The sequence below is a fragment of the Pseudomonas sp. 1 genome, from assembly GCF_056626735.1.
The window spans coordinates 76,922-98,675 of the sequence record NZ_JBWXMQ010000002.1 but is presented as its reverse complement, the minus strand read 5'-3'; the positions used below and the strand labels follow the sequence as shown (position 1 = coordinate 98,675).

Here is a 21,754-nt window from a genome sequence, read left to right as displayed (position 1 = left end):
CTCGAAGAAGGTTTCTCACAAGGCTAGATCCTCAGGTGTGAATGTCATCTTGAATGAACGATACGGAGCGAAATCGCTCGGCTTCATTCCCTGCATTTCCGTCAAACGTCCAATATTCTTGACCGCTGCCACTGCAGATGCATCGAACGGACCGTCGCCACTGGACTTGGCCACGCTGACCGAAGTCACCGTACCGTCCGGCAACATGCCGATCTGCAGCACAACCGTCATGCCTTTGCGTGCCGAAGGTGGACGTGCCCAGCCTTCCGCTGCCCGCGCACGAATCAGGTCATCGAAACTGCCCGCGACTTCATCGCCCTGCTCATCGGCCAAGGCCTGCTGGCGCTGCGGCGTGTCGGAAAGCAAATCTGCCAGGGCCTGAGCCTTTTTGTCTTCGGCGGATTTACGTGCCGCTTCCTGCGCTTTCTTCTTCGCAGCATCGGCAGCAGCTTTCTTCTTCGCGTCTTCGGCGACTTTCTTCTTCGCCTCTTCAGCTTCAGCTTTCTTCTTGGCGTCTTCGGCGGCTTTCTTTTTCGCGTCTTCGACGATCTTCTTCTTGGCTTCTTCAGCGGCCGCTTTCTTGGCCTCTTCTTCAGCAGCCTTCTTGGCTTCTTCTTCGGCTTTCTTCTTGGCTATATCAGCCAATTGTTTCTCTTCTGCCTTCTTGGCCTCAGCGGCTTTCTTCGCGTCTTCGGCTTTCTTGGCTTCATCAGCCTTCTTCGCCTCGTTCGCTTTCTTCGCCTCATCGGCCTTCTTGGCTTCCTCGGCCTTTTGAGCCGCTTCTTCTTTCTTTTGTTCCGCAGCTTTCACCGCTTCCTGCTCGACCTTTTTCTGCTCCATCTGCTCGACTTCGGTCTGGCGCGCGGCGGATTTCTTCGCCTCACCCGCAATCTTCTGATTGGTCTGGGTGGTCGCCTGACTTTTCGATTTCAGCTGGTACAGGGTCGCCTGGACAATCGGCTTGGCCGGCGGCAGCTCAGGCGTCATGGCGAAACTGACAAACAGCATGCCGAACACCAGCACGTGCAAGCCAATCGCCCAGACGCTGGGCCAGAAGTAGCTTTCCGAGGCGGACGGCTCTCGCTGTTGCTGCATCAGGGCGCCTCGGTGATCAAGCCAACGTTACCGACCCCGGCTTTCTGCAACCCGCCCATGGCGCCCATGACGGAGCCATAATCGACGGACTTGTCGCCACGGATGAAGACCTGGGTACGCTTGCCGCCTTCAGTGCCGGCGCGAATGATCTTGGTCACCGCGTCGGTCATCTGTGGCAGGGTCATGGCCCGGTCCTGTTGCTTCTCGGTGTCGACTTCGCTGCCAAGGTTCCAGTAGTAGGTCTTGTCAGCCTTGATCGAAATGGTCAGCACCTGGGTGTTGTTGTCCTGCGGCAAGGCTTCGCTGGAAACCTTGGGCAGATCCACCTTCACGCCCTGATTGAGCATCGGCGCAGTCACCATGAAGATGACCAGCAGCACCAGCATCACGTCGATGTAAGGCACTACGTTCATCTCGGCGACCGGCTTGCGCTTGTGTCGGGCTCGAGTGATTAAAGCCATCGGGAAATACCTGCTTATTCTTCGCTGGTGTGCACTTTGCGGTGCAGGATCGCCTGGAATTCATCGGCGAAGGTGTAGTAGCGGCTCAGCAAGGTTTCGCTGCGGGCAGAGAAACGGTTGTAAGCGATAACGGCCGGGATTGCGGCGAACAGACCGATCGCAGTGGCGATCAGGGCTTCGGCGATGCCGGGTGCCACAGTGGCCAGGGTGGCCTGTTGTGCGCTGGCCAGACCACGGAAGGAGTTCATGATCCCCCAGACGGTACCGAACAGACCGATGTACGGACTGACGGAACCCACGGTAGCGAGGAACGGCAGGCTCTGCTCGAGCTTTTCTTCTTCGCGGGAGATGGCGACGCGCATGGCACGGGCCACACCTTCCATCACCGCTTCAGGATCGACACCTGGCTGCTGACGCAGACGGGAAAACTCCTTGAAGCCGGCACGGAAGATCTGCTCGACGCCCGAATCCGGATCCGGGTTGCTGCCGGCCTGACGATAGAGCTTGGACAGGTCGATACCCGACCAGAAGCGCTCCTCGAAGCTCTCCAGGGCGCGTCGACCGGCGCGCAGCAGATTGCTGCGCTGAAAGATCATGATCCATGAGGTCACCGATGCGGCCACCAGGGTCAACATTACCAACTGCACCACGATGCTGGCATTGCTGACCAGGCTCCACATGGAGGAATGGTCGACGACGTTAGCTTCCACGCTTTATCTCCTGCTTTGAGTGTGTACCCGTGCCGACCGCGTCGGCAAAGGCCGCACGCAGGTCTTCGGGAAGGGCCCGGGGTTTCAAACTGTTAGTGCGCACACAGGCCACCAGAAACTGCCCTTCGCAGAGCAGCACATTATCCGTTGCCCGCCTGACCTGCTGTCGAAAGCGCAGGCTGGCACGGTTCAATTCGATTACATCAGCGCTTACCAGAAGCTCGTCGTCCAGTCGCGCCGGCGCGTGATAACGCGCTTCGCTGGAATGCACGACGAACAACAGGTCCTCCCCTGCCAGCGCCGACTGGGCAAAGCCCAGCTCCCGGAGCCGCTCGGTTCGAGCCCGTTCCATAAACTTGAGGTAATTAACGTAATACACGATGCCGCCCGCATCGGTGTCCTCGTAATAAACGCGACAACGATGTGCGAACGGCTCAAGCCCGTTTTGCGCGCGCATACTCTAGTGCTTACTCCTCGGGTTGCCAATCCGGCCAGGCAACTGTTTTTCAATGTTCAAAGGCTTTACCGCAAAAGTACCGTCCTGAGACAGTACAAACGCTGAATAAATCGCCATTAAATGTGTATCAATCGTCCACGGCATCAAGAAACTCGTCTGCCACGGGCATTTCGCCCATTCGTGTCGGAATGTTTAAACCAAAATGCAGGTACGCGTGGCGAGTAACCACCCTGCCGCGCGGCGTCCGCATGATGTACCCCTGCTGAATGAGGTACGGCTCGAGCACGTCCTCAATGGTGTGGCGTTCTTCACTGATCGCCGCCGCCAGACTGTCGATGCCCACCGGGCCGCCATCGAACTTTTCGATCATGGTCAAGAGCAGACGCCGGTCCTGATGATCAAAACCGTGCTCGTCGACATCCAGCAGGTTCAGCGCCAGATCCGCGACGGACTTGGTGATGTGCCCCTTGGCCCGGACTTCGGCGAAATCCCGCACCCGGCGCAACAATCGGTTGGCGATTCGCGGCGTGCCCCGAGCGCGGCGAGCGATCTCGAAAGACCCTTCCGGATCCAGCGGCAGACCGAGAATGCTCGCCGAACGGCTGACAATCGTCGCCAGATCAGCAGTGCTGTAGAACTCGAGGCGCTGGACGATGCCGAAACGGTCGCGCAACGGATTGGTCAGCATGCCTGCCCGCGTGGTTGCACCGACCAGGGTGAACGGCGGCAGATCGAGTTTGATCGAACGCGCCGCCGGCCCTTCACCGATCATGATGTCGAGCTGGAAATCTTCCATGGCCGGGTACAGCACTTCTTCAACAATCGGCGACAGACGATGGATTTCATCGATGAACAGCACATCGTGCGGTTCGAGATTGGTCAACAGCGCCGCCAGGTCACCCGGACGCTCAAGCACCGGACCGGAAGTGCTCTTGATCGATACGCCCATTTCCTCGGCGATGATGTTCGCCAGGGTGGTTTTACCCAGCCCCGGCGGACCGAAGATCAGGGTGTGGTCGAGGGATTCGCTACGACCACGGGCGGCCTGGATAAACAGTTCCATCTGCTCGCGAACGGTCGGCTGGCCGATGTATTCGGCCAGACTGACGGGACGTATCGCCCGATCCTGGACTTCTTCGCGCTCACGCGGACTGTGCGTGGCGGCGATCAGACGATCAGCTTCAATCACTTAAATCATTCCCTTCAGGGCGCGTCGAATCATGTCTTCGCTGCTCAGGCCTTTCTCTTTGATTGCGGAAATCGCCTTGCTCGCTTCCTGTGGCTTGTAACCCAGAGAAATCAGCGCGCTGACCGCATCATTCTCGGCGGTATTGACCGGCGCCGGGCCGTCCGGCTGGTTCGGAACCAGCGCAAACATGGCCGGCGAGGTTTCCCAGGCCTTGAATCGATCCTTGAGCTCGACCAGCAGACGCTCGGCGGTTTTCTTGCCCACGCCCGGCACCTTGGTCAGCGCCGAGGTGTCCTGGGACTGCACGCAGCGGATCAGCTCATCGACTTCCAGACTCGACATCAAGGCCAGGGCCAGTTTCGGCCCCACACCATTGAGACGGATCAACTCGCGAAAAAAGTCTCGCTCACGCTTGCCGGCAAAACCATAGAGTAACTGCGCGTCTTCGCGTACGACCAAATGGGTGTGCAAGGTCAGCGGTTCACCGACCGACGGCAGACGATAAAGGGTGGTCATGGGCACTTCCAGCTCATACCCGAGGCCATTTACATCCAGAATCAGGTGCGGCGGCTGTTTCTCAGCCAGAGTGCCGCGCAAGCGTCCAATCACGTTTCAGATCCTTGAGCGTTGGCCAGCCGTGGGCTGGCGACCGACAGAACATGGATTTACGGCCGACGACCCAGGCGCGAAATCCACACTCCGTGAAATTGACTGCTGATGCTATCAGAGACGCAGGCGCCCGCCACGACTGCGTGCCGTTCCCAGGCCGTGCGGCAACAGACTGGAGCGGGTGTGAGCGTGACAAATGGCGATGGCCAGGGCGTCCGATGCGTCGATTTGCGGTTTGCTGGTGAGCTTGAGCATATGCATGACCATCATCTGCACCTGCTCTTTATTGGCGGCGCCGGTGCCGACCACGGCCTGCTTGACCTGGGTGGCCGTGTACTCGGCAATCTCCAGGCTCTCTTCGGCGCCGGCAACGATAGCGGCCCCACGGGCCTGCCCGAGCTTGAGCGCCGAATCGGCGTTTTTCGCCATGAACACCTTTTCGATGCCCATGGTCACCGGGCCGTAGGTCTGAATGATTTCCCGCACGCCGCGATAGACGATCTGCAGGCGCTCGTGCAGCTCGCCGGCACCGGTGCGGATGCAACCCGAGGCGACATAGATGCAACCGCCGCGTCCGGTATCGCGAACGATGCCGTAACCGGTAATGCGCGAACCGGGGTCGATACCAAGAATTAAAGTCATAACGCCTGCAGGTTCGGTAAAAGCACTGAATTCGAGATAACGCATAACAAATGTGGGAGCTGGCTTGCCAGCGATGACGGTGTGTCAGGCACCATCATTACCTGATGTGCCGACGCCATCGCTGGCGAGCCAGCTCCCACATTGCAGCCTAGCCGCTCTTAACCGAGCTGAGCGGCCACGTCTTCCGGAATGTCCGCGTTGGAGTAGACGTTCTGCACGTCGTCCAGGTCTTCCAGCATATCGATCAGCTTGAGCACCTTCTCGGCCCCCTCCAGATCCAGTTCGGCGCTGGTGGTCGGCTGCATGACGATTTCCGCGTCATCACCCTTGAAACCTGCGGCTTCCAGGGCAGTGCGCACCGCATAGAAACTGGTGAACGAGGTGAATACGTCGATCGAGCCGTCTTCGTGGCTGACCACGTCGTCGGCATCGGCTTCCAGCGCCGCTTCCGTCAGCGCGTCTTCGTCGACGCCTGGCGCAAAGCTGATCTGGCCCTTGCGTTCGAACAGGTAGGCTACCGAACCGTCGGTACCGAGGTTGCCGCCACACTTGCTGAACGCATGGCGCACAGCCGCTGCGGTACGGTTGCGGTTGTCGGTCATGCACTCGACCATCACCGCCACGCCACCCGGGCCGTAACCTTCGTAGGTCAGCTCTTCAACGTTGTCGGCTTCGGTCGCACCGGCGCCACGGGCAACGGCACGGTCGATGATGTCCCGGCTCATGTTGGCGCCCAGTGCCTTGTCCAGGGCCAGACGCAGACGCGGGTTGGAGCCCGGATCACCGCCGCCCTGACGGGCCGCCACGGTCAGTTCGCGGATCCACTTGGTGAAGATCTTGCCTCTCTTGGCATCCTGGCGTTCTTTGCGGTGCTTGATGTTCGCCCACTTGGAATGACCTGCCATAACTCGCTCCGAATTCTCTTGAACAATGCCCGCCATGCAAGTGCATCGGCCAGCAAAAAAACTTGTTTTCAATCACTGCAGAAAGAAAAAAGGCGCATCCGAAGATGCGCCTTCAGGCCCGTCTTACTCGGCCTTTGGCGTCTCGCGCAAACGAATGTGCAATTCGCGCAATGCCTTCGCATCCACAACACCCGGCGCCTGCGTCATCACATCGGCAGCACTCTGGGTTTTCGGGAAGGCGATCACTTCACGGATCGACTGGGCGCCGGTCATCAGCATTACCAGACGGTCCAGACCGAAGGCCAGGCCACCGTGCGGCGGCGCGCCGTATTTCAGGGCGTCGAGCAGGAAGCCGAACTTCTCTTCCTGTTCCGCTTCGTTGATGCCCAGCTGACGGAACACCGCCTGTTGCATCTCTTTACGGTGGATACGGATCGAACCGCCACCCAGTTCGGTGCCGTTCAGCACCATGTCATAGGCACGGGACAAAGCGCCTGCCGGGTTGGCTTCCAGCTCTTCAGGCGAGCACTTCGGCGCGGTGAACGGGTGGTGCAGAGCCGAGAAGCTGCCGTCGTCGTTCTCTTCGAACATCGGGAAGTCAACGACCCACATCGGAGCCCATTCGCAAGTCAGCAGCTTCAGGTCGTGACCGAGCTTGATACGCAGCGCGCCCAGGGCTTCGCTGACGATCTTGGCCTTGTCGGCACCGAAGAACACGATATCGCCATCGACTGCGCCGACGCGATCGAGGATCACGTTCAGGTTGGCTTCCGGGATGTTTTTCACGATCGGCGATTGCAAACCTTCAACACCGGCAGCGCGCTCGTTGACCTTGATGTACGCCAGGCCCTTGGCACCGTAGATGCCGACGAACTTGGTGTAGTCGTCGATCTGCTTGCGCGGCATGCTCGCCCCGCCTGGAACGCGCAGCGCGGCGATACGGCATTTCGGATCGTTGGCAGGACCGCTGAAGACCTTGAAATCAACTTCTTTCAGCTGATCGGCCACGTCGACCAGTTCCAGCGGGTTACGCAGGTCCGGCTTGTCGGAACCGTAACGGCGCATGGCTTCTTCAAAGGTCATGTGAGGGAATTCGCCGAATTCCAGATCCAGCACTTCCTTGAACAGGTTGCGGATCATGCCTTCGGTCAGGCCCATGATGTCCTTTTCGTCGAGGAAGCTGGTCTCGATGTCGATCTGAGTGAACTCAGGCTGACGGTCGGCACGCAGGTCTTCGTCACGGAAGCACTTGGCGATCTGGTAGTAGCGGTCGAAGCCGGCGACCATCAGCAGTTGCTTGAACAGCTGTGGCGATTGGGGCAGCGCGAAGAACGAACCAGCGTGGGTACGGCTCGGCACGAGATAGTCACGCGCGCCTTCCGGAGTGGCACGGGTCAGGATCGGCGTTTCGACGTCGAGGAAGCCGTTTTCGTCCAGGTAGCGACGGATGCTGGTGGTCATGCGCGAACGCAGACGCAGCTTCTCGGCCATTTCCGGACGACGCAGGTCCAGGAAGCGATAACGCAGGCGGGTTTCTTCGCCGACGTCGGAGAACTCGTTCAGCGGGAACGGCGGGGTTTCCGACTCGTTCAGCACTTCCAGCTCGTAGCCCAGCACTTCGATCATGCCCGACGCCATGTTGGCGTTGGTGGCACCGGCTGGACGCAGGCGAACCTTGCCGGTGATCTTCACGACGTATTCGCTGCGCACGCGATCGGCAGCGGCGAAGCTCTCGGCGCGATCCGGATCGAACACTACCTGGGCCAGACCGTCACGATCACGGATATCGAGGAAAATCACCCCGCCGTGGTCGCGACGACGGTGAACCCATCCGCAAAGGGTAATTTCCTGGCCTTCCAGGCTTTCGTTCAGTTGGCCGCAATAATGGCTGCGCATCATGGTAGTGGTTCGCTTCTCGTAATTCGAAATTCGGTGGAGATCCGGTTGCACTCAAGCAATGTGCAATCTGTGGAAACTCGCGCGTGTCGTTCGACCTGGGTTTGAACCCTAGTCAGATTTGTCGCCACCGGCCAGATTCTTCTTCGCGCCGGTCTTGAAATCGGTTTCGTACCAGCCGCTGCCACTGAGGCGAAAGCCCGGCATCGACAGTTGCTTCTTGAGTTCCGGCGCCTGGCAGGCAGGGCAATCGACCAATGGTGCGTCACTGATCTTTTGAATGGCTTCCAACTGATGACCACAGGAAGCACATTGGTAATCGTACATCGGCATGGGGTTGTCTCGGCAATCAGATTGCCAGCACACGCAGGGCTGTGCGGCGAAAGAGCGGGATTATATCCATTAAATGCGGCCTGTGCAGCCGGAAGACTGCACAGGCCGTCTTGTCAGTGACAACCCGCGGCGGGCGTCCCCGGAGAATCCCGCAGGCCATGCACCACGCACACCACCCGCACCAGACCGCTGAAGTTTTTCACCCCGCCATGGCGCAGGTGCACTTCACGATCGACACGGGACAACAGCGCGCCGACCGAACAGCAATTGTCTTCGGCCATCCGGCCCAGAATATTCCAGTAAACCTGCTCCAGCCGCATGCAGGTCGCGAACCCGTTCAAGCGTACCGATCGGGACAGTGGCCGGATCAACTCCATGTCGAACCCGCCGAGAAACGGCTCCCCGAACTTTTCCTGCTGCAAATCGACTGCAATATCTCGTCGCCTGCCTCCACCTTCCATATAGCTGACACTCCTTTGCCATTTTGCGCCTGTGTTCAAGGCGAAATCCTGTGACCTCATTAAAAGCGCAGGTGCAAAGGCGGATCCAGACGACTTATTGACCATCCACGTAGGATAAGCCAACACGATACGGAGGATCATGGAGCGGCGGGGCGTCTTCCTGGTTTCCTACCGTCGCGGGTGAAGTTTCCGAGGGGAAAGAAGAGCGCACGAACCATGAACATCCGTGCGCCTCCCGTCATCAGGCCTCGAGCAATGCACGAAGCATCCACGCGGTTTTCTCGTGAACCTGCATGCGTTGGGTCAGCAGGTCGGCAGTCGGTTCGTCACTGACCTTGTCCAGCAGAGGGAAAATCCCCCGCGCCGTGCGCGTGACCGCCTCCTGCCCCTCGACCAGTTGTTTGATCATGTCCTCGGCACTCGGCACGCCCTCCTCCTCTTTAATGGAAGACAGGCGAGCGTAGGTCGCGTACGCGCCCGGCGCCGGAAAGCCCAGCGCCCGGATGCGTTCGGCAATCAAGTCGACTGCCAGGGCCAGTTCGTTGTATTGCTCCTCGAACATCAGATGCAGGGTCCGGAACATCGGCCCGGTGACGTTCCAGTGGAAGTTGTGGGTCTTCAGATACAACACGTAAGTGTCCGACAGCAGGCGCGAGAGCCCTTCGACGATGGATTTGCGGTCTTCTTCACTGATACCGATATCGATTGCCATGCTTACCCCCTAACGGCGATTGAAATTCATCCAGCAGGTGTCGGTTCACTGTAGCAAGGCCACCCCCGCCCCGCAGCCCCCGCATGGGCCCGATAGACGCGACAAATCGTCCGGTACCTGCCGCTGGCCGGCGTGATTTGAGTAGCCGCAGGCTTTACTGTTAAATAGGCAGTGTGTCGCTACGCCCCGTTTTCCGGGCCTGCGCATAGGCTGATGCCGTGCACGTGTCCAACGCCTCTTATTGTTCCGAAGCGAACCGTGCGCTCTCAGCTCTTCCTTGTGAGCCGTCATAACGTGAGTCAATAAAAATGTTGAAAATCGTCCACCTGCTAATGGGCGCAGCAGCCTTGCTGCTGTCCTTCATACCTAGCCTGAAGTCCGAAGCGGTACCTTACCTGCAACAACCCGATGCACTTTACCTGGCCTTTTTCGGCCTGCTGAACCTGATCCTTGCGCCAGTTATTCCCTACTGGAACAAAGGTCCGCGCCAGCATCTGCAAAATCTGGTCAGCGCCTTGCTGGTTCTGACCGTCGTCCTGCAAACCCTGACCCTGATCGCGCCGATGCCTGTCATCGCCGGCCAGCCAGCCGTGCTGTTCAGCCTGGTGATCGCTCTGGTTGCCGTGGTCCTGCACCTGGCCATCAGCTTCTACAAGTCCGCCCCGGCCGCCGCTCCCACCAGCTACGACATGAGCAATCGCGATACCGGCACCGTCAAGTGGTTCAACACCTCCAAGGGCTTCGGCTTTATCTCCCGGGATTCCGGCGATGATATTTTCGTGCACTTTCGCGCCATCCGTGGCGAAGGCCACCGCGTCCTGGTCGAAGGCCAGCGCGTGGAGTTCTCGGTGATGAACCGTGACAAGGGCCTGCAGGCCGAAGACGTGATCGCTGCCCTGCCGCGCCGCTGATCCACGTCCCCGCAATAAAAAAAACCGCGAACAGCCTGGCTGTTCGCGGTTTTTTAATGGGAGCACGGAAGCATGCCCGCACACATTTCAATAGTGTGGCGGTGGCGCATCTTCTTCAAACGATCCGATCTGCCCCACCATCTCTTCCTGGCGCTTGAGTACGGCTGCCATCTGCAATTGCAGGCGCTCGACCACTCGCTGCTGTTCCACCAGCACATCGTTCAATGCCTGAATGGTGTCGTCCTGAAACGCCAGGCGGCTTTCCAGTTCAGTAACACGTTGTTCGAAACTCATGACTCAGCCCTCCAGAAAAGTGAAGTCTTCGTCCAGCACCAGACGCAGGCGCTCGCGAATCGCAGCCACTTGCCCGGCACTGTAAGGCTTGGCGGGATGTTTGCCCCAGACCGGTGCCGGCCAGGCGGCATCGTCCCGTTTACGTACGATCACATGCATATGCAGTTGGCTGACCACGTTACCCAGGGTCGCAACATTCATTTTGTCGGCGTCGAAGGAATCCTTGAGCACTTCGGCCAGGGCGGTGGTTTCCTGCCACAGGCGCTGCTGGTCGGCGAAATCCAACTGAAACAACTCGCTGATATCGTCGCGGCGTGGCACCAGGATGAACCATGGGTAGTTGGCGTCGTTGGACAACAGCAGTCGGCAAAGCGGGAAATCGCCGATGGTCAGCGTGTCCTGTTGAAGTCGTGAATCTAAAGCAAACACTGCGCGCACTCCCGGCGAATGACCTGTTTTCAGCTTAGCGCCCCGCCACGAACGCGGCGAGCCAAGCGACTGGATGGCAGCATACCTGCGATTGGAGAGACCTTCACGGCGAACAGCATTGCCGAAAGAATTCCTCCACGCCCCGAGATGTGACATTTATGACTTGAGCGCACCAGGACGGAACCGGGAGTGCGAATGAGCAGAGCAAAATGACCCGCACACACCTCAGTGTTCACGTTCATCCAGCGTCCCAACTGTATGAATTCAGTACAGCCTTTGAATTTTTTTGCACCAAAACCGCACAGTGCGTCTACGCTCAATGCGTCGGGCATCCGCCGAATACTCACTCACGGGGTGAACCGGTAACGTTTTTGGTTGTCGCGCAGCGAAACTGAAGGAGCAACACCATGCGAAGGATGGCGTCAAGCCTGTATGAAAGGCCCTCGAGGCCCCCGGTTTTATGAGGTTTTCACAGCGTCAGACGAGCACCTTGAAAAAAACCGGAACGATTCAGCGGTTTGTGCACGCTTGTTGCATTCATACCCATATGGACTATAAGCGCACCACACGAAGTGGATGCCTTGAGCCCCATAAAAACAGTGGCAGGGTTGCCCGATGGAGATTCAAGCGTTTTGCCAAGGGACTCTTTTTTACCGATGCTCAAGCTCTGTAAAACAGCGCTGAAGTTGTCAGTCCCATTGCATTTGGACTGTAAATTTGCGACATCTACCAAGCCGATTGCGACACGCTCGTAAAGAAGCTGAAAGGTTGGATTCGCAAGTATCGCCAACATGGTCGGCGTGATATAAGTTTGCGCCGACACAAAAAGAAAGAGCCGCCCAGATAATAAAACAGGTGGGACGGCAGTACTCTTCTAAAACCAAAGGAGCAAATCACGATGCGCGTGATGAAGTGGAGCATGATCGCACTGGCAGTTGCAGCAGCAGCCAGTACTCAGATGGCTACGGCCGCACCGTTCGTAAGTGACCAGGCTGAAGCCAAAGGCTTTGTTGAAGACGCGAAAGCTGATTTGCTGATTCGCAACTATTACTTTAACCGTGACAACAAAGACCGTTCCCGGGATCAGAAAGACTGGACCCAGGGCATTTGGGGCAACTTCAGCTCCGGCTACACCCAAGGCACCGTAGGCGTCGGCGTCGACGCATTCGGTTACCTGGCCATCAAACTGGACGGCGGTGATGGCACCAGCGGTTCGGGCAACATGAGCCGTGCCAACCTCCCCAATGCCAACGGCATCCGCGAAGCCAACGACAGCCAGGGTAAAGCCGGCGCTGCCATCAAGTTTCGCGTATCCAAAACCGAGCTGAAAATCGGTGACATGCAGCCAAGCACTGCTCCAGTGTTCGCTGTCGGCGGTTCCCGTATCCTTCCTCAAACTGCCAGCGGCTTCCAGCTGCAGAGCAGCGAAGTCAAAGACCTTGACCTCGAAGCCGGTCACTTCTACGCGGCGACCGCCCAGGACAAGAACGCCCATGATGGCGAGCTGTGGGCAACCTACGCCGGCGTACAGGCCGACAGCATCGACTACTTCGGCGGCAAGTACGGCATCACTGAAAACCTCAGCGCATCGCTGTATGGCGCCAAGCTGGAAGACATCTGGAACCAGTACTACGCCAACGTGAACCTCACCACGCCATTCGGTGGTGACACTTCGCTGAACACTGACTTCAACATCTACCGCACCACGGATACCGGCAGCGCCAACGCAGGCGACATCAGCAACACTGCATTCTCCCTGGCAACCGCCTTGTCGTTCCTGAAAGCACACACCATCACCCTGGCCTTCCAGAAGATCAACGGTGACACGCCGTTCGACTACATCGGCGTTGGTGGCCACGGCCCATCCAACCGTGGCGGTGACTCGATCTTCCTCGCCAACTCCATCCAGTACTCTGACTTCAACGGCCCAGGCGAGAAATCTGCCCAGATCCGTTATGACATCAAGATGGCCGAGTACGGCGTTCCAGGTCTGAGCTTCATGACCCGTTACGTTAAAGGCTGGGACATCGACGGCACCCACACTCCGGCAGGCAGCGCCTACACCGGTCTGTATGGCGAAGATGGCAAACACAACGAAACCAACTTCGAAGCCAAATACGTAGTTCAGTCTGGCCCGGCCAAAGACCTGTCCTTCCGTATTCGTCAGGCCTGGCACTTTGCTAACGCCGACGAAGGTGAAGGCGATACCAAAGAGTTCCGTCTGATCGTCGACTACCCGCTGTCGCTTTTGTAATCGCACCGCGTTAGTTGCGGTAACAAAACAAAAAGGCCCATCTTCCGATGGGCCTTTTTTATTGCCTGTCACTTGTAATAGATGCCTGACCGATAAGTCAGCCAATTAATTAGCAACCTATCATTACACCGCCGATTCCTGAACCACACGAATCACTCGTTGCGGGAAAGGAATATCAATGCCTGCAGTCTTTAAACGATCACGCGACTGTTCGTTAAACATGAACATCACATCCCAATAATCCGCAGTTTTAACCCACACGCGCAGGGAAACAGTGATCGAGCTGTCACCCAGTGTCGAAATAACGGCCTGCGGCGCCGGATCCTGCAGAACGCGCTCATCCTTGGCCAGATCCAGCAGCACCTGACGGGCCTTTTGCAGATCGGCTTCGTAATCCACACCTACGTCGAACACAACCTTGCGGGTTGGCTGACGGTTGGTGTTGGTAATGATGCCATTCGACAGATTGCCGTTCGGGACGATGATGGTCTTGTTGTCGCCGGTGCGCAGCACGGTGTGGAAGATCTGGATGCTGTCGACGGTACCCGCCACACCCTGGGCTTCGATCCAGTCACCAATGCGGAACGGACGGAACAGCAGAATCAGCACGCCGCCGGCGAAGTTCGCCAGGCTGCCCTGCAACGCCAGACCGATGGCCAGACCCGCCGCACCGATCGCCGCGACGAACGAAGTGGTCTCGACGCCGATCATCGACGCCACGCTGACGATCAGCAGCACCTTGAGAATGATGTTGGCCAGGCTGCTGATGAAACCTTGCAGGGCCAGGTCGGCGTTGCGCAGAGCCAACAGGCCGCCGAGCTTTTGCGTGACCTTGTTGATCAGCCACCAGCCGATGGCCAGGGTGATCACCGCCAGCAGCACACGGCTGCCGTATTCCATGATCATCGGAATCCACGCCTGGGATGCCTTGACCAGGTTGTCTACCTCAGCATTCAAATCCATCTTTTATCTCCTGATTACCGGCTTCCCGGGCTGTAAAAAACCAGCGGCAGAAAGACCGGGCCGTAAATGGCTCAATCGTTTCTGCCGTTGCTTGGGCCTCGGACGCTGTAAACGCCGAGAGGTTCCCGACCGGAAAGCTTAGTCGCGGAAGTTGTTGAACTGCAGTGGCATGCCGAATTCCTTGGCACGCAGTGCAGCAATGGCTTCCTGCAGGTCGTCACGCTTCTTGCCGGTTACACGTACCTGCTCGCCCTGAATGGCGGCCTGCACCTTGAGCTTGGCGTCCTTGATATGAGCGACGATCTTCTTCGCCAGCTCCTTGTCGATGCCTTCCCGAAGTACGGCATCCTGCTTCATCACTTTGCCCGATGCGTAAGCGTCCTTGACCTCAAGGCATTGCACATCAATCTTGCGCTTGACCAGTGCCAGCTTGAGGATTTCGATCATCGCTTCCAGCTGAAACTCGGCTTCAGCGGTCAGGTTGACGGTCAGTTCCTTTTCCTTGTACTCGTAGCTGCCCTTGCCTTTCAGGTCATAACGACGATCGAGATCCTTCGCGGCGTTCTCGACCGCGTTGGTGAGCTCGTGTTTGTCCAGTTCGGATACCACGTCGAACGACGGCATGTAATCTCTCCAATAAAAAGGCGCGCTCGTTCAGGACGTGGCGCGCTTGGCTTGCGGTTAAAATCGGGCTCATTATAACGGGTCTTTTCCCACCGACACCGCGAGCCTTGCATGCCTGTACCTTACCGAGTGAAAAACTGATGTCCACCCCTTGGCACATCCTCGGCGCCGGAAGTCTCGGCACGCTCTGGGCCACGCGTCTGGCCCGGGCCGGGTTGCCGGTCCGGTTGATCCTGCGCGACGTCGACCGTCTGCATGACTATGCAACGGCGGGCGGCCTCACCCTCGTCGAACAAGGCGTGGCCAGCCGTTACACGATCCCCGGCGAAACGCCGGACAGTCCCGGGCCGATTCGCCGCCTGCTGGTGGCCTGCAAGGCCTACGACGCCGAAGCAGCCGTGGCCGCACTTGCCCATCGTCTGGCGCCGGACGCCGAACTGATTCTTTTGCAGAACGGCCTCGGCAGCCAGGAAGCGGTCGCCGCGCGTGTCCCGCAAGCCCGCTGCATCAGCGCCTCCAGCACCGAGGGCGCGTTTCGCGATGGCGACTGGCGCGTGGTGTTTGCCGGTCATGGTTACACCTGGCTCGGCGACGCCGGTCACCCCGTGGCCCCCATCTGGCTGGACGATCTTGAGGCAGCGAAAATCCCCCATGAATGGAGCGCCGATATCCTCACCCGCCTGTGGCGAAAACTGGCGCTCAACTGTGCGATCAATCCGCTGACGGTGCTGCACAATTGCCGCAACGGTGACCTCCAGCAACATCATTGCGAAGTCGCGACGCTGTGCGGCGAACTGACCGAACTGCTCGAATGCTGCGGGCAACCGGCAGCGGCGGACAACCTGCAACAGGAAGTTGAACGGGTGATCCAGGCCACGGCGGCGAACTTCTCGTCGATGTATCAGGATGTGGCCAATAAACGCCGCACCGAAATCAGCTATCTGCTCGGGCATGCCTGCAAGGTAGCCGAGCGTCATCAGTTGAACCTGCCGCATTTGAAGCAATTGCAGCAGCGCCTGAGCGCCCATCTGAACAGTCTCGGATTGCCCGTCGACTGAGCAGCGGCTACGCTGGCCACTTGTTCCTTTTCTGCGATAAACCTGATGCCATTGCGCCAGCGTCTTGAAAACCTGCCGGTCGGCCAGAAACTGCTGGCTGCCCTGCTGGTGCTGTTGACCACCGTGCTGCTGGTCGCCAACCTGACCTTTATCAGCGCCGCCTATTACATCTCCCAGGAAAGCATGGCGCCTCAGGCGTTGCAGACCATCGGCCGGCTGGTATCCAACCCGAGCCTGGTGGCCGAAGCCTTGCAGTCGCCGCAAAGCGCCGAGCGGCTGCTCAAGGAACTCGACAGCTATTCCCCGCTGCGCGCCGCCGCTTTATACGACGGCAAAGGCGAACGTCTGGCGCAGTTGCAACACGGCGACAAACTCAAATTGCCAGAGCGCTATCGACACATCGAAGCCTGGCAACTGACCGAATTTCGCAGCAATCAACTCATCACCCTGCCCCGCCCCGGCACTGCACCAGGCCACCTGCTTTTGGTGGCCAGCAGCGAACTGCCAGTAGCGTTCTATACCGGCACACTCACGGCCAGTCTGGGGATCCTGATTTTCAGTGTGCTGCTGTGGCTGGTCATCGCGCGGCAGATCAAGCGCCTGATTACCCGGCCGATCCATCAACTCGAAGAACTGTCCCGCCAGGTGACCCGCGAAGAGAATTACGCCCTGCGCGCCTCACGGGGCAACCGTGACGAAATCGGCAGTCTGGCCGAGGCGTTCAACACCATGCTCTCGCGCATCGAGGCCCGGGAGCAGCAACTCAAACGCGCCCGTGACGATTCCCAGGCAGCCTACGATCAGGCCCAGGGTCTGGCCGAAGAAACCCGCCACACCAACCGCAAGCTGGAACTGGAAGTCCAGGTGCGCAGCAAGATCGAGAAGAAGCTCACCGGTTTCCAGAACTACCTCAACAGCATCATCGACTCCATGCCCTCGGCGCTGATCGCACTTGACGAACAGCTCTACGTCACGCAATGGAACCAGGAAGCCAGCGCCCTCTCCGGTACACGGCTGGACGAAGCGCTGAATCAGCCGATCTTCCTCGCCTTCGCGCCGCTCAAGCCGTTCCTGCCGCAACTCAAGCAGACCGTCGAGCAACACACGGTGGCGAAAATCGAGCGGGTGACATGGTTCAAGGACGACGAGCCCAAACACTACGCCCTCACCTTCTACCCGTTGATGGGCGGTGCCGGACGCGGCGTGGTGATCCGGATCGACGACATCACCCAGCGCCTGTCGCTGGAAGAAATGATGGTGCAGTCGGAGAAAATGCTGTCGGTCGGTGGCCTCGCCGCCGGCATGGCCCACGAGATCAACAACCCGTTGGGGGCGATCCTGCACAACGTGCAGAACATTCGCCGACGTCTGTCGCCAGACCTGCCGAAAAACCTCGAACAGGCCGAGCAACTGGGCATCGAGCTGGACGCAGTCAACCGCTACCTGCAAGGCCGGGAAGTCCCGCAATTGCTGGATGGCATCCAGCAGGCCGGCGCCCGGGCGGCAAAAATCGTCACCCACATGCTCAGCTTCAGTCGTCGCAGCAACCGCCAGATGGCGCCGTGCGATTTGCCGGCATTGATCGATCAAGCGGTGGAAATCGCCGGTAACGACTTCGATCTGGCCATCGGCTTCGACTTCAAGGGTCAGGCGATCATTCGCCAGTTCGACCCGGCGCTGGGCCCTGTGCCCGGCACCGCCAACGAACTTGAGCAGGTGCTGCTCAATCTGCTGAAAAACGCCGCGCAGGCAATTCACCAACGTGAAGATGACAGCGAGCCTGGGCGGATCACTCTGCGTACCCGGCTCAATCCACCCTGGGCCGAGATCCAGGTCGAGGACAACGGCATCGGCATGAGCGAGAACGTGCGCAAGCGCACCTTCGAGCCGTTCTTCACCACCAAGGAAATCGGCCAGGGAACGGGACTCGGTTTGTCAGTGTCGTACTTCATCATCACCAACAACCACAAAGGGCAGATGGAAGTGCAGTCGGCGCCGGGGCAAGGTACCTGCTTCACCCTGCGTCTGCCACTGACACAACCGGCGCCCATCGCCGCCGAAACCAATCAACTACCGAGGTAAACCATGGGCTTTCGCTTGTCGAAGATCTACACCCGCACCGGCGACAAGGGCGAAACCGGACTTGGCGACGGCCGCCGCGTGCCCAAGGATCACCCGCGCATCGAGGCCATTGGCGAGGTCGATACGCTGAACAGTCAGGTCGGCGTGCTGCTGGCCGGATTGCTCGCTGAACGCGAAACCTGTCCTGGGCTGAATGAGTTGATCGACGTGTTGGCGCCCTGCCAGCACCGACTGTTCGATCTCGGTGGCGAGTTGGCGATGCCGGAATATCAGGCGCTGAACACAGCGGAAATCGAACGGCTGGAATCGGCCATCGATGTGTGGAACGAGGAATTGGGGCCGCTGGAGAACTTCATTCTGCCGGGTGGTTCAATGCTGATTGCCCAAGCGCATGTCTGCCGTAGCCTGGCGCGCAGTGCCGAACGTCGTTGCCAGCATTTGAATGCGATCGAACCGTTGGCCGGGGTTGGCCTGGCGTACATCAATCGCTTGTCGGATCTGTTGTTTGTCGCGGCGAGGTTGATTGCGCGGCGCCAGGGTATTGCCGAGATTCTGTGGCAACCGGCGGCGAAACCTTCACAGCAGTAGCGACTGTCAGGACGCCTTCGTCGGAACGCCGCCCGGAGCAAGCCCGCTCCCACAGGGAAATGTATTCCTACAGTTGGAATGCAATCAAATGTGGGAGCGGGCTTGCCCGCGAAGGGGACATCAGCCTCAGTAAAGAATCAAGCCTCAGGCCAGAACGCCCGAATCCCCGCCACACCCTGAGCCCCGGCATCCCACGCTTTTTCGCGCTCCGCCGGGCCGACACCGCCCAGTAGAAATACCGGTTTGCTGAAGCCTTCGATCAGCGTCGAAGCCTGCTCCCAGCCCAACGGCTGGGCATCCGGGTGAGTCAGCGTCGGCTGCACCGGTGACAGGGTGACGAAATCCACGCCCATCTGCTCGGCCAGCGCCAGTTCTTCAGCGTTGTGGCAGGACGCCGCCAACCAGCGCTCCGCCGGCAGCGGCCGCCCCGCAGCCGCGTACTTGCGCAGTTGCGCCGAGGTGATGTGCCAGCCCGCGGCCGGGAAATCGCCCAGCCATTCGAACGGGCCTTTGATCATCAACTGCGCCTTGCCGGCACAGAGGCCGACCGCATCTACCGCCAGATCGCGGTACTTCGGGTCATAACCATTGGGCGCACGCAACTGGATCAGCTTGATCCCACCGGCGATCGCCTTCTGGATACCGCGCAGCAAGGCCGGAGTTTCCAGATCTTCCGGGGTGATCAGGTATTCGGCAGGCAGACGCGCCGCCGCGACGATCGGCTGGTTCGCCGCCGGAAATTCGTAATCCGTCAGCTCCTTGGCCGAAACCCAGGCCAATGGCTGGCCTTCGGCGCCATGGGGTTCGCCGGTGAAGCTCGAGACTTCCCAGACATCCAGCAACACCTGCTTGTCCGGATAATCGTGGCGCACCTTGATCAGCGGCCGCGCGGCGCCGACGACGATGCCCAATTCTTCGTGCAGCTCACGGGCCAGCGCGGTTTGCACCGACTCGTCGGCTTCGACCTTGCCACCGGGAAATTCCCAGAGGCCGCCCTGATGCTGGGTATCGGCACGCCGGGCGATCAGAATCTTGCCGCTGTCGTCACGAATGACGGCGGCGGCGACGTGTACACGTTTCACGACTGCAATTCCTCCAGTCCAGCCTTTTGCCAGGCCTTGAAGGCCGGCCATTGGTAGACGGTTTCAACATAGGCTTCATCTTCGGCGGGCAGCTTTACCTGATAGGTACGCAGGCGCACGGCAATCGGTGCAAAGAACGCATCGGCCAGCGACACCCGACCAAACAGGTAAGGTCCAGGCTCAGTCGCAACGGCGCGGCATTCGGCCCATAGCGCGAGCATGCGCTCGATGTCGACCTTCACCTCAGGCGGCACCGGATTGAGTGGCGCATCGTGGCTCAGGTTGAACGGCATGTGATTGCGCATCGCGAAGAAGCCGCTGTGCATCTGCGCGCAGGCGGAGCGGGCCTGGGCACGGGCGGCGATATCGGTCGGCCAGAGTTGTTCGGAAGGAAACTGTTCGGCCAGGTATTCGGCAATCGCCAGAGAATCGGCGATGGTGCCACGGGCAGTTTTCAGCAGCGGCACCTTGGCGGTCGGCGAGTGCGCCAGCAGCCGCTCACGAGTGTCGGGCTTGCCGAGTTTGACCAGTTCTTCGGTGTAGGGCGCGCCGGTCAGTTCAAGCGCCAGCGCCGCGCGCAGGGACCAGGAGGAAAGCAGTTTGTCGCCAATGATCAGGTGAAGGCTCATGTTCGGGTCCTTTCATGGGACAGAAGAAAAGGAGGTCCGCAGACCTCCCTCTTCGGCAGGGATCAGGTGCGGTATTCGGCGTTGATCTTCACGTACTCGTGGGACAGGTCGGTGGTCCAGATGGTTTCGCTGCAATCGCCGCGACCCAGCTCGATCCGGATGGTGATTTCTTCCTGCTGCATCACCGCCGAGCCCTGGGCTTCGGTGTAGGTCGCGGCGCGGGCGCCACGGCTGGCGATGCACACGTCACCGAGGAACACGTCGATCTTGCTCACGTCCAGATCCGGCACGCCGGCACGGCCAACGGCGGCGAGAATGCGGCCCCAGTTCGGGTCGGACGCAAACAGTGCCGTCTTGATCAGCGGCGAGTGGGCCACGGTGTAGCCGACATCCAGGCATTCCTGGTGATTGCCGCCGCCGTTGACTTCAACGGTCACGAACTTGGTCGCGCCTTCGCCGTCACGCACGATGGCCTGGGCCACATCCATGCACACTTCGAACACGGCCTGTTTCAGCTTGGCGAACAGCTCGCCTTCGGCACGGGTGATTTCCGGCAGCGCAGCCTTGCCGGTGGCGATCAGCATGCAGCAGTCGTTGGTCGAAGTGTCGCCGTCGATGGTGATGCGGTTGAACGACTTGTTGGCGCCGTCCAGCATCAGGTTTTGCAGCACGTCGCGGGAGACTTTGGCGTCGGTGGCGATGTAGCCGAGCATGGTCGCCATGTTCGGACGGATCATCCCCGCGCCTTTGCTGATGCCGGTGACGGTGATGGTCACGCCGTCATGCTGGAACTGGCGGCTGGCGCCTTTGGGCAGCGTGTCGGTGGTCATGATGCCAGTGGCGGCAGCTTCCCAGTTGTTTTCCGACAGATCGTCCAGCGCGGCCTGCAAGGCGCCCTCGATCTTCTCGACCGGCAGCGGCTCGCCGATCACGCCGGTGGAGTACGGCAGGATCTGGCTGGCATCCACACCGGTCAGTTCAGCCAGTTTGGCGGTGGTTCGCTCGGCGGCTGCCAGGCCCGGTTCGCCGGTGCCGGCGTTGGCATTGCCGGTGTTGGTCAACAGGTAGCGCACCGGGTTCTGCACGCGCTTCTTGGCCAGGATCACCGGCGCTGCGCAGAAAGCGTTCAACGTAAACACGCCCGCCACGGTGGAACCTTCGGCGCAACGCATCACGACGACATCCTTGCGCCCCGGGCGCTTGATGCCGGCCGAAGCGATACCGAGTTCAAAACCGGCAACCGGGTGCAACGTTGGCAAAGGACCAAGACCAACAGCCATGAATGCGCTCCTTACTCAATGATGTCAGCACCGCCAAGCGTAGTGGCGGTGGTGTAAATGGCAAAACGCCGCGACGGCTGGTGCCGGTCG

Annotated in this window: 25 protein-coding genes; 5 read left to right on the top strand and 20 right to left on the bottom strand. The window is 59.5% G+C overall.

Features of this window, described 5'->3' with window-relative positions; all coding sequences use genetic code 11:
• Positions 1-15: 15 nt before the first annotated feature.
• The 12 genes from tolA to AC1MDC_RS03470 form a co-directional block, all read right to left on the bottom strand.
• Positions 16-1,095, bottom strand: a complete 1,080-nt coding sequence (tolA, locus tag AC1MDC_RS03525) for a cell envelope integrity protein TolA (protein WP_085697170.1) — start codon at positions 1,093-1,095, stop codon at positions 16-18.
• Complete coding sequence (gene tolR / locus AC1MDC_RS03520; protein ID WP_162803534.1) at positions 1,095-1,547, bottom strand: protein TolR; 453 nt, start codon at positions 1,545-1,547, stop codon at positions 1,095-1,097. Before tolR ends, tolA begins: the two co-directional genes overlap by 1 nt.
• A gap of 23 nt (positions 1,548-1,570) precedes the next feature.
• Positions 1,571-2,266, bottom strand: coding sequence for a protein TolQ (gene tolQ, locus AC1MDC_RS03515; protein WP_007912733.1), 696 nt, complete (start codon positions 2,264-2,266; stop codon positions 1,571-1,573).
• A complete protein-coding gene (gene ybgC, locus AC1MDC_RS03510; protein WP_007951203.1) occupies positions 2,256-2,723 on the bottom strand; it encodes a tol-pal system-associated acyl-CoA thioesterase in 468 nt (155 codons plus the stop codon). Before ybgC ends, tolQ begins: the two co-directional genes overlap by 11 nt.
• A 127-nt stretch (positions 2,724-2,850) precedes the next feature.
• The gene (gene ruvB, locus AC1MDC_RS03505) at positions 2,851-3,912 is read right to left on the bottom strand and encodes a Holliday junction branch migration DNA helicase RuvB (protein ID WP_085689401.1); all 1,062 of its coding nucleotides are present in this window, start codon (positions 3,910-3,912) and stop codon (positions 2,851-2,853) included.
• Positions 3,913-4,521, bottom strand: coding sequence for a Holliday junction branch migration protein RuvA (ruvA, locus tag AC1MDC_RS03500; RefSeq protein WP_007951205.1), 609 nt, complete (start codon positions 4,519-4,521; stop codon positions 3,913-3,915).
• A 114-nt stretch (positions 4,522-4,635) separates the two neighbouring features.
• Positions 4,636-5,163, bottom strand: a complete 528-nt coding sequence (ruvC, locus tag AC1MDC_RS03495; protein ID WP_007951206.1) for a crossover junction endodeoxyribonuclease RuvC — start codon at positions 5,161-5,163, stop codon at positions 4,636-4,638.
• 158 nt (positions 5,164-5,321) lie between these two features.
• A complete protein-coding gene (locus AC1MDC_RS03490) occupies positions 5,322-6,068 on the bottom strand; it encodes a YebC/PmpR family DNA-binding transcriptional regulator (RefSeq protein ID WP_085697172.1) in 747 nt (248 codons plus the stop codon).
• Between the two features lie 123 nt (positions 6,069-6,191).
• Positions 6,192-7,967, bottom strand: a complete 1,776-nt coding sequence (gene aspS, locus AC1MDC_RS03485; protein WP_085697173.1) for an aspartate--tRNA ligase — start codon at positions 7,965-7,967, stop codon at positions 6,192-6,194.
• Between the two features lie 108 nt (positions 7,968-8,075).
• On the bottom strand, positions 8,076-8,297 hold the full coding sequence (locus AC1MDC_RS03480) for an FmdB family zinc ribbon protein (RefSeq protein WP_007951210.1): 222 nt from the start codon (positions 8,295-8,297) through the stop codon (positions 8,076-8,078).
• A 113-nt stretch (positions 8,298-8,410) separates the two neighbouring features.
• The gene (locus AC1MDC_RS03475; RefSeq protein ID WP_085697236.1) at positions 8,411-8,758 is read right to left on the bottom strand and encodes a ribbon-helix-helix domain-containing protein; all 348 of its coding nucleotides are present in this window, start codon (positions 8,756-8,758) and stop codon (positions 8,411-8,413) included.
• A 241-nt stretch (positions 8,759-8,999) separates the two neighbouring features.
• A complete protein-coding gene (locus AC1MDC_RS03470; protein ID WP_085697174.1) occupies positions 9,000-9,470 on the bottom strand; it encodes a Dps family protein in 471 nt (156 codons plus the stop codon).
• A gap of 308 nt (positions 9,471-9,778) precedes the next feature.
• Between AC1MDC_RS03470 and AC1MDC_RS03465 the strand changes: the two genes are divergently transcribed.
• A complete protein-coding gene (locus AC1MDC_RS03465; protein WP_480392521.1) occupies positions 9,779-10,381 on the top strand; it encodes a cold-shock protein in 603 nt (200 codons plus the stop codon).
• An 87-nt stretch (positions 10,382-10,468) separates the two neighbouring features.
• On the opposite strand, the gene AC1MDC_RS03460 is transcribed toward AC1MDC_RS03465, so the two are convergent.
• The 3 genes from AC1MDC_RS03460 to AC1MDC_RS03450 form a co-directional block, all read right to left on the bottom strand.
• Positions 10,469-10,675 (bottom strand): SlyX family protein, encoded by a 207-nt coding sequence (locus tag AC1MDC_RS03460; RefSeq protein WP_085689409.1) that lies wholly within the window; start codon positions 10,673-10,675, stop codon positions 10,469-10,471.
• A gap of 3 nt (positions 10,676-10,678) precedes the next feature.
• On the bottom strand, positions 10,679-11,104 hold the full coding sequence (locus AC1MDC_RS03455) for an HIT family protein (protein WP_480392520.1): 426 nt from the start codon (positions 11,102-11,104) through the stop codon (positions 10,679-10,681).
• A gap of 469 nt (positions 11,105-11,573) precedes the next feature.
• Positions 11,574-11,927, bottom strand: a complete 354-nt coding sequence (locus tag AC1MDC_RS03450; RefSeq protein WP_480392519.1) for a hypothetical protein — start codon at positions 11,925-11,927, stop codon at positions 11,574-11,576.
• A gap of 75 nt (positions 11,928-12,002) precedes the next feature.
• Between AC1MDC_RS03450 and AC1MDC_RS03445 the strand changes: the two genes are divergently transcribed.
• Complete coding sequence (locus AC1MDC_RS03445) at positions 12,003-13,358, top strand: OprD family porin (protein WP_480392518.1); 1,356 nt, start codon at positions 12,003-12,005, stop codon at positions 13,356-13,358.
• 123 nt (positions 13,359-13,481) lie between these two features.
• Here AC1MDC_RS03445 and AC1MDC_RS03440 read toward each other — a convergent pair whose 3' ends face one another.
• Together AC1MDC_RS03440 and AC1MDC_RS03435 are read right to left on the bottom strand one after the other, a co-directional pair.
• Complete coding sequence (locus tag AC1MDC_RS03440) at positions 13,482-14,321, bottom strand: mechanosensitive ion channel family protein (protein ID WP_064599011.1); 840 nt, start codon at positions 14,319-14,321, stop codon at positions 13,482-13,484.
• Positions 14,322-14,459: 138 nt separating this feature from the next.
• Positions 14,460-14,945, bottom strand: a complete 486-nt coding sequence (locus tag AC1MDC_RS03435; protein ID WP_065258535.1) for a YajQ family cyclic di-GMP-binding protein — start codon at positions 14,943-14,945, stop codon at positions 14,460-14,462.
• 140 nt (positions 14,946-15,085) lie between these two features.
• Here AC1MDC_RS03435 and AC1MDC_RS03430 point away from each other — a divergent pair, with 140 nt between their 5' ends.
• Genes AC1MDC_RS03430 through AC1MDC_RS03420 form a run of 3 tightly spaced genes read left to right on the top strand, consistent with a single transcriptional unit; the run spans position 15,086 to position 18,673 of the window.
• A complete protein-coding gene (locus tag AC1MDC_RS03430; protein WP_085697179.1) occupies positions 15,086-16,003 on the top strand; it encodes a putative 2-dehydropantoate 2-reductase in 918 nt (305 codons plus the stop codon).
• Positions 16,004-16,048: 45 nt separating this feature from the next.
• Entirely contained in the window at positions 16,049-18,085 is a 2,037-nt protein-coding gene (locus AC1MDC_RS03425) for a sensor histidine kinase (RefSeq protein ID WP_480392517.1), read from the top strand.
• Positions 18,086-18,088: 3 nt separating this feature from the next.
• Complete coding sequence (locus tag AC1MDC_RS03420) at positions 18,089-18,673, top strand: cob(I)yrinic acid a,c-diamide adenosyltransferase (RefSeq protein WP_480392516.1); 585 nt, start codon at positions 18,089-18,091, stop codon at positions 18,671-18,673.
• Between the two features lie 137 nt (positions 18,674-18,810).
• On the opposite strand, the gene AC1MDC_RS03415 is transcribed toward AC1MDC_RS03420, so the two are convergent.
• The 3 genes from AC1MDC_RS03415 to argJ all read right to left on the bottom strand — a co-directional run bounded on the left by AC1MDC_RS03415 (position 18,811) and on the right by argJ (position 21,664).
• Positions 18,811-19,755: a Nudix family hydrolase gene (locus AC1MDC_RS03415; RefSeq protein ID WP_085701658.1), complete on the bottom strand. Its 945-nt coding sequence runs from the start codon at positions 19,753-19,755 to the stop codon at positions 18,811-18,813.
• A complete protein-coding gene (locus AC1MDC_RS03410; protein ID WP_085697183.1) occupies positions 19,752-20,384 on the bottom strand; it encodes a glutathione S-transferase family protein in 633 nt (210 codons plus the stop codon). Before AC1MDC_RS03410 ends, AC1MDC_RS03415 begins: the two co-directional genes overlap by 4 nt.
• A gap of 62 nt (positions 20,385-20,446) precedes the next feature.
• Positions 20,447-21,664 (bottom strand): bifunctional glutamate N-acetyltransferase/amino-acid acetyltransferase ArgJ, encoded by a 1,218-nt coding sequence (argJ, locus tag AC1MDC_RS03405; RefSeq protein WP_064383762.1) that lies wholly within the window; start codon positions 21,662-21,664, stop codon positions 20,447-20,449.
• Positions 21,665-21,754: the final 90 nt, after the last annotated feature.

Coding starts and splice junctions, on each gene's coding strand:
- tolA (WP_085697170.1), bottom strand. CDS start 1,095: ATGCAGCAACAGCGAGAGCCGTCCGCCTCGGAAAGCTACTTCTGGCCC.
- ybgC (WP_007951203.1), bottom strand. CDS start 2,723: ATGCGCGCGCAAAACGGGCTTGAGCCGTTCGCACATCGTTGTCGCGTT.
- ruvC (WP_007951206.1), bottom strand. CDS start 5,163: ATGACTTTAATTCTTGGTATCGACCCCGGTTCGCGCATTACCGGTTAC.
- AC1MDC_RS03490 (WP_085697172.1), bottom strand. CDS start 6,068: ATGGCAGGTCATTCCAAGTGGGCGAACATCAAGCACCGCAAAGAACGC.
- aspS (WP_085697173.1), bottom strand. CDS start 7,967: ATGATGCGCAGCCATTATTGCGGCCAACTGAACGAAAGCCTGGAAGGC.
- AC1MDC_RS03480 (WP_007951210.1), bottom strand. CDS start 8,297: ATGCCGATGTACGATTACCAATGTGCTTCCTGTGGTCATCAGTTGGAA.
- AC1MDC_RS03475 (WP_085697236.1), bottom strand. CDS start 8,758: ATGGAAGGTGGAGGCAGGCGACGAGATATTGCAGTCGATTTGCAGCAG.
- AC1MDC_RS03470 (WP_085697174.1), bottom strand. CDS start 9,470: ATGGCAATCGATATCGGTATCAGTGAAGAAGACCGCAAATCCATCGTC.
- AC1MDC_RS03465 (WP_480392521.1), top strand. CDS start 9,779: ATGTTGAAAATCGTCCACCTGCTAATGGGCGCAGCAGCCTTGCTGCTG.
- AC1MDC_RS03460 (WP_085689409.1), bottom strand. CDS start 10,675: ATGAGTTTCGAACAACGTGTTACTGAACTGGAAAGCCGCCTGGCGTTT.
- AC1MDC_RS03445 (WP_480392518.1), top strand. CDS start 12,003: ATGCGCGTGATGAAGTGGAGCATGATCGCACTGGCAGTTGCAGCAGCA.
- AC1MDC_RS03440 (WP_064599011.1), bottom strand. CDS start 14,321: ATGGATTTGAATGCTGAGGTAGACAACCTGGTCAAGGCATCCCAGGCG.
- AC1MDC_RS03435 (WP_065258535.1), bottom strand. CDS start 14,945: ATGCCGTCGTTCGACGTGGTATCCGAACTGGACAAACACGAGCTCACC.
- AC1MDC_RS03430 (WP_085697179.1), top strand. CDS start 15,086: ATGTCCACCCCTTGGCACATCCTCGGCGCCGGAAGTCTCGGCACGCTC.
- AC1MDC_RS03425 (WP_480392517.1), top strand. CDS start 16,049: ATGCCATTGCGCCAGCGTCTTGAAAACCTGCCGGTCGGCCAGAAACTG.
- AC1MDC_RS03420 (WP_480392516.1), top strand. CDS start 18,089: ATGGGCTTTCGCTTGTCGAAGATCTACACCCGCACCGGCGACAAGGGC.
- AC1MDC_RS03410 (WP_085697183.1), bottom strand. CDS start 20,384: ATGAGCCTTCACCTGATCATTGGCGACAAACTGCTTTCCTCCTGGTCC.
- argJ (WP_064383762.1), bottom strand. CDS start 21,664: ATGGCTGTTGGTCTTGGTCCTTTGCCAACGTTGCACCCGGTTGCCGGT.